Genomic DNA, 13,648 nt, shown 5'->3' with positions numbered 1-13,648 from the left:
CGGGGTCACCGCCTTTCCGTGCGCCGCGCCGCGTGCGCCGGCCTCCCGGTCCGCGCAGGCATCGCCTCGGTGCCGCAGGTTTCACGTCGGTCGGCGCAGGTCTCGTTTCGCGTCAGTCTGCGTAGGTCTCGCGCAGTTCGATCTTGCGGACCTTTCCGCTGACCGTCATCGGGAAGGCCGTCAGGATCCGCAGCCTGCGCGGGATCTTGTAGTGCGCCAGCCGCTCCCGGCAGAACGCGTTCACCTCCTCCAGGGTCGGCGGGTCGGCCGGGTCACGGGGGATGACACAGGCCAGGATCTCCTCGCCGTACCGCTCGTCCGGCACCCCGACCACCTGGACATCGGCGATCTTCGGATGGGCGTACAGGTACTCCTCGATCTCCCTCGGATACACGTTCTCGCCGCCCCGGATGATCATGTCCTTGATCCGGCCGACGACCTGGACGTACCCGTCCTCGCGCATCACCGCCAGGTCCCCCGTGTGCATCCACCGCCCCGCGTCGACGACTTCGGCGGTGCGCTCGGGCTGGTCCCAGTAGCCGAGCATGACGCTGTAACCCCGCGTGCGCAGTTCGCCGGGGGTGCCGCGCGGCAGCGTGACCCCGGTGACCGGGTCGGCCACCTTCACCTCGATGTGGGGCAGCACGCGGCCCACCGTGCCGGTGCGGCGCTCCTGGTCGTCGTCGCGGCGGGTCTGCGTGGAGACCGGCGACGTCTCCGTCATCCCGTAGCAGATCGACACCTCGGCCATGTGCATCTCCGCGACGACCCGCTTCATCACCTCGGCCGGGCAGGGGGAACCGGCCATGATGCCGGTGCGCAGCGAGGAGAGGTCGTACGCCGCGAAGTCCGGCAGGTTCAACTCCGCGATGAACATGGTGGGCACCCCGTACAGCGAGGTGCAGCGCTCCCGCTGGACCGCGGACAGCACGGCGGCGGGCTCGAAGGACGGGCCCGGAATCACGATGCACGCGCCGTGCGAGGTGGCCGCGAGGTTGCCCATCACCATGCCGAAGCAGTGATAGAAGGGCACCGGGAGGCAGATCCGGTCCTCCTCCGTGTAGGCGATCGTCTCCCCCACGAAGTAGCCGTTGTTCAGGATGTTGTGGTGGGAGAGGGTGGCTCCCTTGGGGAAGCCGGTGGTGCCCGAGGTGTACTGGATGTTGATCGGGTCGTCGCAGGACAGTTCCGCCTCGCGGGCCGCCAGCCGTTCGGCGCTGACGGCCGGCGCGGCGGCGGTCAGTTCGTGCCAGGTCGGATCGCCGATGTAGTGGACGGCGCGCAGGCCGGGGCAGTCGGCGCGGACCTGGTCGACGAGCGCGCGGTAGTCGCTGGTGCGGTGGGAGAGGGAGGCGACCAGCAGGGAGATGCCCGCCTGGTCGAGGACGAACTCCACCTCGTGGGCGCGGTAGGCCGGGTTGATGGTGACCATGACGGCCCCGATGCGGGCGGTGGCGTACTGGACGAGCACCCACTCGGGGCAGTTCACCGCCCAGATGCCGACCCGGTCCCCCTTCGCCACCCCGGACGCCATCAGGGCACGGGCCAGCACGTCCACGTCGGCGCCGAACTCCGTGTACGTCCAGCGGCGGCCCGAGGCCACGTCGACCAGGGCCTCACGGTCGCCGTGTGCGGCGATCGCCCGGTCGAGGTTGCGGCCGATGGTGTCGCCGAGCAGCGGGGTGTCGCCGACGCCGTGCGCGTAGGACAGCTTCTCGGGGGGCGGCACGCTCACTTCAGGTCCCCCTCGTCGAACTCGACGCCGCCGCCGAGGGCGGTGCGTTCGCGGAGTTCGATGCGGCGGATCTTGCCCGAGACGGTCTTGGGCAGCTCCGCGAACTCCAGTTTGCGCAGGCGTTTGTACGGGGCGAGGACCGACCGGGAGTGCGCGAAGAGGACCTCGGCCGTGTCCGGGCCCGGCTCCCAGCCCTCCGCCAGCACGATGTACGCCTTCGGGACGGCGAGGCGGAGCGGGTCGGGGGCGGGCACGACGGCGGCCTCGGCGACCGCCTCGTGCTCCAGCAGCGCACTCTCCAGCTCGAACGGCGAGATCTTGTAGTCCGACGCCTTGAACACGTCGTCGGCTCGGCCGACGTAGGTGATGTAGCCGTCCTCGTCGCGGGTGCCGATGTCCCCGGTGCGGTAGTAGCCGCCGGCCATCGCCTCGGCGGTGCGGTCGGGGTCGCCGTGGTAGCCGGTCATCAGACCGACCGGGTGGTCGGCCAGGTCGAGGGAGATCTCGCCTTCGGCCGCTCCGGGCTGTCCGGTGACCGGGTCGAGCAGTTCGACGGTGAAGCCGGGGCTCGGGCGGCCCATGGAGCCGGTCTTGAGGAGTTGGCCGGGGCTGTTGGCGACCTGGACGGCGGTCTCCGTCTGGCCGAAGCCGTCCCGGATGGTGACGCCCCACTCCCGCCGGACCGTCTCGATGACCTCCGGGTTCAGCGGCTCCCCTGCCGCCACGACCTCGCGCGGCGGGGTCTTCAACCGGCTGAGGTCGGCCTGGATGAGCATCCGCCAGACGGTGGGCGGGGCACAGAAGCTGGTGACGCCGGAGCGGTCCATCTCGTCCATGAGGCGGCCCGCGTCGAACCGGGTGTAGTTGAAGATGAAGACGGTGGCCTCGGCGGTCCAGGGGGCGAAGAGGTTGGACCAGGCGTGCTTGGCCCAGCCGGGCGAGGAGATGTTCAGATGGACGTCTCCGGGCTTCAGGCCGATCCAGTACATCGTCGCCAAGTGGCCCACCGGATAGGACACATGGGTGTGCTCGACCAGTTTGGGGCTGGCGGTGGTGCCGGAGGTGAAGTAGAGCATCAGCGGCTCGTCCGCGTCCGTCTCCCGGTCGGGCGTGAACACGGCGGACGCCCGGGCCGCGCCCGCGTACGGCCGCCAGCCCGCCACCTCCTCGCCCACCGCGATCCGGGTGTAGCGGCCGGGGACCTCGTCGAACTTCGCGGTGTCCGCGTCCCGTACCAGCACATGGCGCACCCGGCCGCGCGCCACCCGGTCGCGCAGGTCGGCGGGGCCGAGCAGCGGGGTGGCGGGGATGACGACGGCGCGCAGCTTCATCGCGGCGAGTGCGGTCTCCCACAGCTCGACCTGGTTGCCCAGCATCACGAGGATGCGGTCGCCCTCCCGTACGCCCTGCGCCTTCAGCCAGTTGGCGGCCCGCGCGGAGCGTTCGGACATGTCCGCGAAGGACACCTCGGTGCGCCGGCCGTCCTCCTCCACGATGTGCAGGGCGGTGCGGTCGTTGTTCCGGGCGATGACGTCGAACCAGTCCAGCGCCCAGTTGAAGTGGTCCACCCGCGGCCAGCGGAAGCCGGCGTACGCCCGCTCGTAGTCCTCACGGTGCTCCAGCAGGAAGTCCCGGGCGGCCCGGAACGTCTCGGTCGCACTGGTTGCCGACATGTGCCCTCCTCATTACGGACCCGTCACCTGACATCATGTAAACAGTGACCCAGGTCTCACCACCCCCGGACGGGGGTGGTCGCCTCCCCCGGCCGGGAGGCTGTTCGGGCCGGGGTGGAGGGGCGTCGGAGTGCCGGAGGCGGTCGAGACGGTGGAGATGCAGGCAGCGCTGTTGAGGCTGCGTCGCGCCAGCGGGCTTCCCGTGGTGTTCGGCGGTCTGCTGTCGGACGCGCGCCATGCGCGGATCGCCGAGCTGAACGGGGCGCAGACCACCGCGTTGCGCGGGCTGGTCATCTCGGCGGGGAGCGGTCTCGGCGGCAAGTCCATCGCGCTGTCGCGGCCGTGCGCGGTGACGGACTACGCCTCCTCGCGCCACATCAGTCACGAGTACGACGCGGCGGTGGCGGCGGAGGGGCTGCGCTCGGTCGTCGCGGTCCCCGTGGTCGTACGGCGCACGGTGCGCGGCGTGCTGTACGGGGCGCTGCGCTCGCCGGTCACGCTCGGCGACCGGACGTTCGACGCGGTGGTGGCGGCGGCCCGTGACGTGGAGCAGTCGCTCGCGGTACGGGACGAGGTACGGCAGTTGCTGGCCGCGGGCCGGGAGCAGGTGAGCGATCCGGGCGCGGTTCCCGGCGCCTGGGAGGACGTGCGCGAGGCCCACCGTGAATTGCGGGCCCTGGTCCCGAAGGTGGTGGATCCGGTACTGCGCGACGAACTCCTGGACGTCTGCGGAAGGTTGGCCTCGGCGTCGGGGGCCAGGGCGCCGGCGGCCCGGAAGGTCCGGCTCGCGCCGCGCGAGGTGGACGTGGTGGCGTGTGTGGCGGCGGGTGCGACGAACGCGGGGGCGGCGGAGCGGCTGGGGCTGCGGCCGGAGACGGTGAAGGGGTATCTGCGGTCCGCGATGCGGAAGTTGGGCGCGCACACCCGGCTGGAGGCGGTGGTGGCTGCCCGCCGGGCGGGGCTGCTGCCCTGACACCCGCGGGGCGGGGTCGCCGCCCCGGCCGTGCGCCTGTTCCTCGGTCCGTCCGGCTGCCTCCCGGCGGGCGGTCAGTCCCCGAAGTCCAGGAACGTGCCGAACCGGATGTCGTGGTCCGGCGCGTCCGTCATCACCGTGAGCATCCGGGCCGCCTCCTCGGTGATCGCGGCGGTCTCCGCGCGGGTCGGGTTCCGCAGCGGCTGGACGGTCAGGATTGCCGTGTCCTTCTCCTGCCGGACACGCCAGAGGGCGTCGAGGAAGCCGTCGACCAGGACGCTTCCGTACGTCTGGTTGCCCACGCCGTTGCGGCCCTTGTTGACCGCGGGGATGACGCGGGTGCGGTCGGCGTGGCCGAGCAGGACGTTGTCGAACTCGGGCAGGAAGCGGGGCGGCGCCGGGGTGTCGGGGTCGGGGCGCGGGGCGTCGGGGAGGTCGAAGAGTTCGGTGCCGACGCCGTCCCGGAAGGTGGTCAGCCGGGGCCTGAGCCGTTCGAAGACCTCCTTCGTCCGGGTGATCCCCGCCCAGCTCTGGAAGTCCTTCACCGAGGCGGGTCCGAACGCGCCCAGATAGCGCAGCACGGTGGCGTCGAGTGCGGGCACGGGCCCGGCGGTCCTGCCGAGCCAGTGTTCGACCGTGGTCAGCGCGACCTGTCCGCTGCGGCCCCACAGCCCGCGCGGGGTGACTTGGACCAGGGGCAGCAGGCACCGGGCGGCGGTGGTGAGCGCGAGGGGGTCGGCGTCCGGCCAGTGGGCGAGGAGTTCCTCGCGCAGTTCCTTGAGGGGGCGCGGGCGCTCCTCGACGAGCTTCCGGGCCTCCGCCGCGAGCCGGTCCAGGTCCACCCCTTCCAGCCCCCTCCGGAAGTTCTTCAGCTCGCGGTCGCGCGGCGCGCGCACCAGGGGCCCCAGGGTGAGCGCGTCGTCCGCCGTGTGGGTGTGGAGGGTCGAGCGCAGGGTGACGGTGCGGACCACCTCGCGGGACTCCATCAGGGCGGACAGCTCGGCCGGGTCGAAGCCGGTGAGCCGGGCGTACAGCTGGAAGTACGGCGGCTTGGTGTTCTGGGCCTGCAGCCCGACGAGGTGGCCGACCGCGTCCTTCGCGGACATCGTGGACCGGCGCAGCAGGAGCTGGCGGTCCAGGGTCGCCCGGTTCAGCGCCCGGACGGTGAGGGGGGCGGGGTGTGCGGCGGTGCGGTGCGTCTGCGCGGCCATGGCCCGTACGCTACCGGGTCCCGGGGCGGCCGGGCCCGCGAGGAGCGGGTGCGGACGGACCGGGGCGGCGCCCGCCGGGCGCGTACACGGCCTACGCCCACCGGGCCACGCACCGCGCGTCCGGGCCGGGCCGCCGCCATGATGAACCGGTGATCAGCATCCTGTTCGCCGTTCTCACCGCCCTCAGCAACGGTTCCGCCTCGGTGCTCCAGCGCAGGGCGGCGATGCGGGTGCCCGACAGCGAGGCGATGCGGCTCTCGCTGTTCGGGCGGCTGCTGCGGCAGAAGGTGTGGCTGGCGGGGATCGGGCTGGTGATCGTGGCCGCCGTCTGCCAGGCGGTCGCGCTGGCCACCGGGCCGATCGCGGTGGTCCAGCCGATCTTCGTGATCGAGCTGCCGGCCACGCTGCTGATCGCCGGGTACGTGATGCGTGTCCGGGCGGACCGGGCGCTCTGGTACGGCGTCGCGGCGGTGACGGCGGGCCTCGCGCTCGGGATGGCGTCGGCCGACCCGGCCGGGGGCTCCGACACGGTCCGGGGTGCGGCGTGGATTCCGGCGCTGGTGCTGACCGGACTGTTCGAGGCGGTGCTGATCGGTTGCGCGCTGCGGACGCGCGGCGACCTCCGCGCGGCGCTGCTGGGGCTGGCCGCCGCGTGCGGGTACGCGCTGACGGCCGCTCTGATGAAGGACGCGATGGCGCGCCTGGACGACGGCGGTGCTGCCGCGCTGCTGTCGTCCTGGCAGGTGTACGCCACGGCGGCGGCCGGGGTCGGGGCCCTGTTCCTGCTGCAGAACGCGCTCCAGGCGGGCAGCCTGGTGGCCGTGCAGCCGATGCTCACCCTGGGGGACGCGCTGATCAGCATCGTGTACGGGGTGACGCTCTTCGGCGAGGTGCTGCGGACCGGCTGGTGGCTGCTGCCCGAACTGGCGGCGCTGGCGCTGGTCGCCGCGGGGTGCGTGCGGCTGGCCCGTACCCCGCTGGCGGCGGGCACGCTCGCTCCGCGGCCGTCCGCGCCACGGGCGCGGTGACCCGTCCGGCTCAGGGGGCGGGCGCGAAGTCGCCGTGCACCTCGTAGGAGCCGCTCGCCGCGGTGGCCGTCGCCCGGTACACGTCCGCGCCGGCGTCGCGGCCCCCGGAGGCGTGGTTGTACTGTCCGGCGAACACGTGCGTACCGGCGGGCACGGTCCGTCCGGGCCTGAGGCTCCAGCGGTGGACGAGCATGCCGTCGCGCTCGTGCACGGAGAGGTCGAAGTCCGCGGCGGGTCGCGTCTCCCACCGCCCGGTGCTCCGTACCCCGTCCGTCCGGGCCACGAACAGTTCCAGGGTGAGCGCGGTGAGCGGTTCCCGGTTCTTGAGGGTGACGTTGCTCTGCGCCCAGTGGACGTTGTCGTCGGGGACGACGGAACCGTCCGCCCACAGCGGCCCGTCCGCGGTGCGGCTCCGCCCCGGCAGCGGGGGGCGGCTGTCGCCGGTCGGGGAAGGCGTGGCGGCCGGGGGCCGCGGCGCCGGGCCGGTGGACACCTCCTGCGGTGGGGGCGCGTCCCCCGGTACGAGAGCGGTGACGGCCGCGCCCGCGATCACGCACACCGCCGCGGCGGCACACGCCGCGAGGAGGACGCGCGGCCAGGCGGGCGGGGTGCGGCGGCCCTGCGGCTCCGCGCCGCCGGACGAGCGGGCCCGCTCCACGCGGGCCAGCATCCGCGCCCGGTCGGGCCGGTGTGACTGGGCGGCTTCTTCCAGCCGCCTGCGCAGGTCGCTCATCGTCGTCCACTTCCCGCGGTCTCCAGGGCGGTCCGGTCGCCCAGCAGCCGTTCGAGTTCCGCCATCCCCTTGGAGGTCTGGCTCTTCACCGTGCCGACCGAGATGCCCAGGGCCAGGGCGGTGTCCTTCTCCGACAGGTCGAGCGCGTGCCGCAGCACGACACAGGCCCGTTTGCGGAAGGGCAGTCTCCGCAGCGCCTGGCGCACGTCGAGGACGGCCGCCATGTCCGGTCCTTCGGCGGGTTCCTGACGCCGGGACCAGAACAGGGCGACGCGGCGCCGCTCGCGCACGGCCCCCCGGATGCGGCTGCGCGCCATGTTGGCGACGACTCCGCGGGCGTACGCCACGGGGTGCTCGGCGGCGCGCACCCGGTCCCAGCGGTCCCACAGGGCGACGAGGGCGTCGGCGGCCAGATCGTCGGCGGCGTCGGCCTCCCCCGTCAGGAGGTGGGCGAGACGGGCCAGTTCGGCGTAGTGACGGTCGAAGAAGTCGTGGAACTCCTCGGATGCGTCGTCGGTCATGCCGGGGAACTCCCTCCGTGGTACGCGCCGATGCGGGCAGAGCGCAAGACCCTACGCTCCGGGGCCGGGCTGCCGCCCACCGGCCCCGGAGCGTGGTTGCCGGCCGGTCGGGGCGACGGGCTACTTCATCTCCGCTCCGACGGCCGGGGTGCCGGTCACCAGGAAGACCGTGGCGGGCAGGGAGCCGTTCGCGCGCCGGGGCCCGTACGCGGTGGCGGGGTCGGTGGTGGCGGGGCGCACGTCCGGGCCGCCCGCGTCCCAGGTGTTGGCGGCCGACACCACGCGCTTGTCGAGCTTCGCGGCTCCGGTGGCGTTGTCGAGCGCGAGGTTGCGGGAGAGCCGCGAGGGCGAGGAGGCGGCGTAGAAGCCGGAGGCGTCGTTGGCGTAGGCGGTGTTGCGGTGCAGCCGCAGCGCTCCCGGATTGCTGTTGTCCGTGAAGCCGTGCTTCTCGTTGTCCCAGGCGGCGTTCCGGGTGATGACGTGCGCGGCGCTCGCTCCGCCGCCGCCCAGCTTGAAGCCGTTGCCGTTGCCCTCGAAGGCCGGGTCCTTCCAGCGGTTCACGCCGTTCCCGTACGCCCAGCTGCGCTCGATGCGGATCGGGCTCGCCCACTGCCACAGGTCCACGCCGTCGTCGGCGTTGTGGAAGAGGCGTGCGCCGACGACCCGGTTGCCGGTGCCCGAGCCGAACTTGACGGCGAGGCCGTCGGCGTTCTGGCCGTGGTTCTCCGCGTCGTAGTTGCCGTAGGAGTCCAGGTTCTCGATGAGGTTGTCCGTGGTCCCCTCGCCGCGCAGGGTGAAGCCGGAGTTCCCGTTGCCGTGGGTGGTGAGGTTGCGGAAGATCCCGCCGGTGGACGAGGTCACGACGACGCCGTGCGCGCGGGAATTGCGGAACGTCAGGTTCGACAGGGTCCAGTGGTCGCCGCCCAGCGCGACCAGCCACGCGTCTTCGGGGAGCCGGGAGCCGTCGACGACCGGCTTCTCCGTCCCGTACGCGGTGACGGTGATCCGGCTGCGTGCGGTGCCGTCGGCCTGGCTCCTGAGGCTCTTCGCCGGGTGGTACGTACCGCCGCGCAGCTGGACCGTGGTGCCGGGTCCGGCGTCCGCGAACGCCTTCTCCAGTTCGGCGGTGGTGGAGACGACGACCGTTCCGGCGGCGCGGGCGTCGTCGGGGCCGCTGGTCAGCCAGACGCCTGCCGCGCCCGCTGCCACGGCGACGGCCACCGTGGCCGAGAGCGTGCGCGTCCTGCGGTGTCGTCCTCTGCTGGTGCTCACGTGAGGTGGTTCCTTCGCTCGGTGGGGAGTCGTCCGGTCCTGTCCGGCCGGACGGCTCCTTGTCGCCGCCGAGGCTCAGAAGGTTGCCGCCGGGGGCACTTCCTCCCCCGGCGGCACGGGGCCGGGTGGCGTGCCGTCGCCGAACGGACGGCCGCCGAGCTGTTCGCGGTGGTGCGGGGTGGTCCAGCCGGAGAGGTCGGGGCCGAGGGGGACGATGCCGGTCGGGTTGATGCCGGTGTGCACCTGGTAGTAGTGCCGCTTGATGTGGTCGAAGTCGACGGTGTCGCCGAATCCGGGCGTCTGGTAGAGGTCGCGGGCGTACGCCCACAGGACCGGGTCCTCGGTCAGTTTGTTCCGGTTGCACTTGAAGTGGCCGTGGTAGACGGGGTCGAAGCGGACCAGGGTGGTGAAGAGGCGGATGTCGGCCTCGGTGATGGTGTCGCCGACCAGGTAGCGGCGGTCGGCGAGGCGGGCGGAGACCTGGTCGAGGCGGGAGAAGAGAGCCTCGTACGCCTGGTCGTACTCCTGCTGCGAGCTGGCGAATCCGGCCTTGTAGACGCCGTTGTTGATGTCCCGGTAGATGCCCTCCATGACCTCGTCGATCTCCCCGCGCAGCGGTTCGGGGTAGAGGTCGGGGGCGCCGGGGCGGTGCAGGGCGGTCCATTCGGTGGCGAGGTCGAGGGTGATCCGCTGGTAGTCGTTGGTGACCAGCTTCCCGCTGGGGACGTCCACGATCGCGGGCACGCTGACGCCGCCGGGGTAGCCGTGCTCGCGGGCGTCGTACGCCTCGCTGAGGTGGTGGATGCCGAGCACCGGGTCCTTGCCGTCCGGGTCGAGGGTGAAGCGCCAGCTGCGGTCGTCCTGGATCGGGTCGGCGACGGCGAGCGAGAGGGAGTCCTCCAGGCCGAGGAGCCGCCGGGAGACGAGGGCGCGGCTCGCCCAGGGGCAGGCCCGGCTGACGACGAGCCGGTAGCGGCCGGCCTCGACGGGCCGGCCGTCGCGGCCGTCCGCGGTGATCCGGTCGGCGAAGTGGCTGCGGGACCGTTTGAACGGCTTGCGGCCGTAGGAGTCGTTGCTCTCGGTCCCGGCACTGTCGTTCGTGTCGCTCATGCGGTGCTCCTGGGTGCGTCGGTGGGTCGGTCCGCTGTGCGCCGTCTGCCCCGTCGGTCGGCGCCCACATCGGCGAGGGCCACGATCAGCCCGGCGAGCACGAAGGCGACGGAGACGATGAGTCCGTGGTCGTAGGCGTCGGCCCAGCCGTCCGGGCCGACCTGGGCGAAGAACACCGCGCCGACCGCGGCGATCCCGATCGCGGAGCCGACCCGCTGGCCCGTCTGCAGGGTGCCCCCGGCGCTGCCGGCCCGGTCCACCGGCACCTCCGCGAGGGTCAGGGTCTGGTTGGGGGCGATGACCAGGCCGCTGCCGAGCCCGGCGAGGAGCAGCGGGGCGGCCATGGCCCAGCCCGCTCCGGTGCCGGGGACCAGGTGGACGGCGAGCGCGGTGCCGCCGAGACCGAGGGCGACCATGGCCAGGCCCGCCACGACCAGCGGGCGTCCGAAGCGGCCGACGAGCCGGCCGCCGATGGACGCGGCGGCGCCGGAGCCGAGGGCGAAGGGGGTGATGGCGAGGCCCGCCTGGAGGGCGGAGTAGCCGAGGCCGGACTGGAGGTAGAGGGTCGTGATGAAGAAGATCGAGGTGAATCCGGCGAAGTAGAGCAGGATCAGCAGGCAGCCCAGCCAGTAGGAGCGCAGCCGGAACAGGGCGAGGTCCAGGACCGGGTGGACGCGTCCGCCCGTGCACCGCGCCTCCCAGGCGACGAACGCTCCGAGCAGGGCGGCGGCCAGGACCAGCAGGAGCCATTTGCCGTTGCCGGGCCACTGTTCGGCCTGCACGAAGGGCAGCAGCAGCGCCAGCACACCCGTTCCGAGCAGGGCGACGCCCACCGGGTCCAGGTCGCGCGGCCGCACCCGGCCGGCTGACGGGGTGTCGGGGAGCAGCCGGCGGGCGAGCAGGAGGCAGACGACGCCGAGCGGGAGGTTGACGTAGAAGACCCAGCGCCAGCCGTGGTCGGGTCCGGCGGCCTGGATGAGGAGGCCGCCGAGCAGCGGGCCCACGGCGGTGGAGATGCCGACGACGGTGCCGAACATGCCGAAGGCGCGGCCGCGCTCGCGCCCGGAGAACATCTGCTGGATCAGGGCGGAGATCTGCGGGGAGATCAGGCCGCCCGCGATGCCCTGGACCAGACGGGCGATCACCAGCCACAGGCTGGACGGGGCGGCTCCGCAGGCGGCGGAGGCCAGGGTGAACAGGGCGAGCCCGGCCATGAAGACCGCCCGGCGGCCCCGCGCGTCGCCGAGGCGTCCGGCGGGGATGAGGAAGAGGCCGAAGGCGAGGGCGTAGCCGGAGAGCACCCACTGGAGGTCGGACTCCGGGGTGTGCAGGCCCTCTTTGATGGACGGCAGGGCCACGTTGACGATGGAGACGTCGAGCAGGGTCATGAACCCCGCCACCAGGCAGACGGCGAGCGCCCGCCAGCGCCGGGGGTCGGGGCCGTCCGGGGCGGCGTCGCCCCCGGTCGGCCCGGTGTGCGCCGCGCTCCGTGCCATGGTTCGCACCTTAGGTCGGGTCGGGTGTTTCCTCATCCGGGACGCGGCCGCACCGGTGGCCCGGATTCCGGTTCTCCGGCCCCGGTCCGGTGCGGCGTGCGCGTCCCCGACGGGGGTAGGCGTTCCCGCATGACTGTGGAGAAAACGAGCGTCCTCGTCCTCGACTGTGCCGAGCCCGTGGAACTGGCCGAGTTCTACGCCGGTTTCCTCGGCGCGGAGACCCGCATCGGCAGCGACCCCGATTTCGTCGAGATCGTCGGCAACGACGGTGTCCGGCTGGCGATCCGCCGCGACCACGGCTACGCGCCGCCGAGCTGGCCCCGCCCGGAGGACTCGCAGCAGGCGCATCTGCGGATCCTGGTGGCCCGCGAGGACATCGACGAGGCGGAGCGGGAGGCGATATCCCTCGGGGCCCGGCCCGTCGACACCGGGGACGGCAACAACGGGCCGCGCGACGTACGGACGTACGCGGACCCGGCGGGCCACTCGTTCACCCTGGCGGTCCACCCGCTGCCGCGGGGCTGAGCGGAACCGCCGGACGACCGGGAGGGGCGTGTGACGGAAGGGTCCCAACGGGCCCTTCCGCCACACGCGTTAATAGACAGGAAAGTTTCCCAACACCGTTGACGGCAATTGGAAGGAACCCTTACTTTCGATCCTGCCGACATGGCGCCTCCCACCCCCTCCGAAGGGAGCACCACCATGCACCAGCGCACCATTCCCCCCACCGGCTCCGCGTCCACGACCGGCCGCCGCCGCCTGGCGCGCAAGGCCCTGATCGCCGCGTCCGCACTCGGTGTCGCCACCGCGCTCATGGCTCCCGTCCGGGCGGGCGCCGCTCCGGCCCCCGCCGCTCCCACCGCCGCCACCCCGCTCGCCGCCAACGGCCAGCTCTCCGTCTGCGGCCGCCGGCTCTGCAACGCCTCCGGCGAGGCGGTGGCCCTGAACGGGATGAGCACGCACGGCACCCAGTGGTACGCCCAGTGCGTCACCGGCGGCTCGCTCGACGCCCTCGCCAAGGACTGGCGGGCCGACGTGCTGCGCGTCTCCACCTACGTACAGGAGGACGGGTACGAGACCGACCCGGCCGGATTCACCGCCCGCGCGCAGAAGTTCGTCGACGCGGCCCACGCGCGCGGCATGTACGCGGTGATCGACTGGCACATGCTCGACCCGGGCGACCCGAACGCGAACCTGTCGCGGGCGAAGACCTTCTTCACGGCGATGGCGAAGAAGTACAAGAACCATCCCGGCGTGCTCTACGAGATCGCCAACGAGCCCTCCGGGGTCAGCTGGTCGGCCATCAAGTCGTACGCCGAGAAGATCATCCCGGTGATCCGGGCCCAGGACCCCGACGCGGTCGCGCTGGTCGGGACGCGCGCCTGGTCGTCGTTCGGGGTGTCCGAGGGCTCCGACGAGTCGGAGGTCGTGAACAACCCCGTCCGCGCCTCGAACATCATGTACACCTTCCACTTCTACGCGGCCTCGCACCGCGACGAGTACCTGAGCACGCTCGACCGGGCCTCCGACAAGCTGCCGGTGTTCGTCACCGAGTTCGGCACGCAGAACTACGCGGGCGAGGGGGCCAACGACTTCACCATGTCGCAGCGCTACCTCGACCTGATGAAGCGCAAGAAGATCTCCTGGACCAACTGGAACTACTCCGACGACCACCGCTCCGGCGCCGTCTTCAAGACCGGCACCTGTGACGGCTCCACCTGGACGGGCACCGGGGTGCTCAAGGAGGCCGGGGTCTGGATCCGCGAGCGCATCCGCCAGTGACCCGGTCGCGGTCGGCCCCGGCGGGGCCGGAAGCCTCGTGACGCGCCCGGCGCGCGCCCCCTCCCGCGGGGGCCGCGCCGGGCGCGTTGCCGTGGTGCCACCCGCAGTACGCCC

Annotated in this window: 12 protein-coding genes; 4 read left to right on the top strand and 8 right to left on the bottom strand. The window is 72.8% G+C overall.

Features of this window, described 5'->3' with window-relative positions; genetic code table 11:
* Window positions 1-112: 112 nt before the first annotated feature.
* Window positions 113-1,735: an AMP-binding protein gene (locus QFZ71_RS25945; protein WP_307670568.1), complete on the bottom strand. Its 1,623-nt coding sequence runs from the start codon at window positions 1,733-1,735 to the stop codon at window positions 113-115.
* Window positions 1,732-3,408, bottom strand: a complete 1,677-nt coding sequence (locus QFZ71_RS25940) for an AMP-binding protein (RefSeq protein WP_307670567.1) — start codon at window positions 3,406-3,408, stop codon at window positions 1,732-1,734. Before QFZ71_RS25940 ends, QFZ71_RS25945 begins: the two co-directional genes overlap by 4 nt.
* 130 nt (window positions 3,409-3,538) lie before the next feature.
* Here QFZ71_RS25940 and QFZ71_RS25935 point away from each other — a divergent pair, with 130 nt between their 5' ends.
* A complete protein-coding gene (locus tag QFZ71_RS25935; RefSeq protein WP_307670566.1) occupies window positions 3,539-4,381 on the top strand; it encodes a response regulator transcription factor in 843 nt (280 codons plus the stop codon).
* Between the two features lie 74 nt (window positions 4,382-4,455).
* On the opposite strand, the gene QFZ71_RS25930 is transcribed toward QFZ71_RS25935, so the two are convergent.
* Window positions 4,456-5,592, bottom strand: coding sequence for a winged helix DNA-binding domain-containing protein (locus QFZ71_RS25930; protein WP_307670565.1), 1,137 nt, complete (start codon window positions 5,590-5,592; stop codon window positions 4,456-4,458).
* Window positions 5,593-5,741: 149 nt separating this feature from the next.
* Between QFZ71_RS25930 and QFZ71_RS25925 the strand changes: the two genes are divergently transcribed.
* Window positions 5,742-6,620 (top strand): DMT family transporter, encoded by an 879-nt coding sequence (locus QFZ71_RS25925; protein WP_307670564.1) that lies wholly within the window; start codon window positions 5,742-5,744, stop codon window positions 6,618-6,620.
* 10 nt (window positions 6,621-6,630) lie between these two features.
* Here QFZ71_RS25925 and QFZ71_RS25920 read toward each other — a convergent pair whose 3' ends face one another.
* From QFZ71_RS25920 to QFZ71_RS25900, 5 genes are all read right to left on the bottom strand, one after another.
* Entirely contained in the window at window positions 6,631-7,353 is a 723-nt protein-coding gene (locus QFZ71_RS25920) for a hypothetical protein (RefSeq protein WP_307670563.1), read from the bottom strand.
* On the bottom strand, window positions 7,350-7,874 hold the full coding sequence (locus QFZ71_RS25915) for a SigE family RNA polymerase sigma factor (protein ID WP_307670562.1): 525 nt from the start codon (window positions 7,872-7,874) through the stop codon (window positions 7,350-7,352). The genes QFZ71_RS25920 and QFZ71_RS25915 overlap by 4 nt, the downstream gene beginning before the upstream one ends.
* Before the next feature lie 120 nt (window positions 7,875-7,994).
* The gene (locus QFZ71_RS25910) at window positions 7,995-9,146 is read right to left on the bottom strand and encodes a right-handed parallel beta-helix repeat-containing protein (RefSeq protein ID WP_307670561.1); all 1,152 of its coding nucleotides are present in this window, start codon (window positions 9,144-9,146) and stop codon (window positions 7,995-7,997) included.
* Between the two features lie 75 nt (window positions 9,147-9,221).
* Complete coding sequence (locus tag QFZ71_RS25905) at window positions 9,222-10,256, bottom strand: glutathione S-transferase family protein (RefSeq protein ID WP_307670560.1); 1,035 nt, start codon at window positions 10,254-10,256, stop codon at window positions 9,222-9,224.
* Window positions 10,253-11,752, bottom strand: coding sequence for an MFS transporter (locus QFZ71_RS25900; protein ID WP_307670559.1), 1,500 nt, complete (start codon window positions 11,750-11,752; stop codon window positions 10,253-10,255). Before QFZ71_RS25900 ends, QFZ71_RS25905 begins: the two co-directional genes overlap by 4 nt.
* 129 nt (window positions 11,753-11,881) lie before the next feature.
* On the opposite strand from QFZ71_RS25900, the gene QFZ71_RS25895 reads away from it, so the two are divergent.
* Window positions 11,882-12,277 (top strand): VOC family protein, encoded by a 396-nt coding sequence (locus QFZ71_RS25895; RefSeq protein WP_307670558.1) that lies wholly within the window; start codon window positions 11,882-11,884, stop codon window positions 12,275-12,277.
* A 177-nt stretch (window positions 12,278-12,454) separates the two neighbouring features.
* Window positions 12,455-13,534 (top strand): glycoside hydrolase family 5 protein, encoded by a 1,080-nt coding sequence (locus QFZ71_RS25890; RefSeq protein ID WP_307671588.1) that lies wholly within the window; start codon window positions 12,455-12,457, stop codon window positions 13,532-13,534.
* The last annotated feature ends 114 nt before the right edge of the window (window positions 13,535-13,648 follow it).

The sequence above is a fragment of the Streptomyces sp. V2I9 genome (assembly GCF_030817475.1).
Classification (GTDB): domain Bacteria; phylum Actinomycetota; class Actinomycetes; order Streptomycetales; family Streptomycetaceae; genus Streptomyces.
Note: the sequence above shows the minus strand (reverse complement) of the source record. Positions and strands in the feature narration are given on the sequence as shown.

Bases quoted from the DNA above. Each gene is read 5' to 3' on its own strand.
- QFZ71_RS25895 (WP_307670558.1), top strand. From the start codon at position 11,882: ATGACTGTGGAGAAAACGAGCGTCCTCGTCCTCGACTGTGCCGAGCCC.
- QFZ71_RS25915 (WP_307670562.1), bottom strand. From the start codon at position 7,874: ATGACCGACGACGCATCCGAGGAGTTCCACGACTTCTTCGACCGTCAC.
- QFZ71_RS25905 (WP_307670560.1), bottom strand. From the start codon at position 10,256: ATGAGCGACACGAACGACAGTGCCGGGACCGAGAGCAACGACTCCTAC.
- QFZ71_RS25890 (WP_307671588.1), top strand. From the start codon at position 12,455: ATGCACCAGCGCACCATTCCCCCCACCGGCTCCGCGTCCACGACCGGC.
- QFZ71_RS25900 (WP_307670559.1), bottom strand. From the start codon at position 11,752: ATGGCACGGAGCGCGGCGCACACCGGGCCGACCGGGGGCGACGCCGCC.
- QFZ71_RS25930 (WP_307670565.1), bottom strand. From the start codon at position 5,592: ATGGCCGCGCAGACGCACCGCACCGCCGCACACCCCGCCCCCCTCACC.
- QFZ71_RS25920 (WP_307670563.1), bottom strand. From the start codon at position 7,353: ATGAGCGACCTGCGCAGGCGGCTGGAAGAAGCCGCCCAGTCACACCGG.
- QFZ71_RS25940 (WP_307670567.1), bottom strand. From the start codon at position 3,408: ATGTCGGCAACCAGTGCGACCGAGACGTTCCGGGCCGCCCGGGACTTC.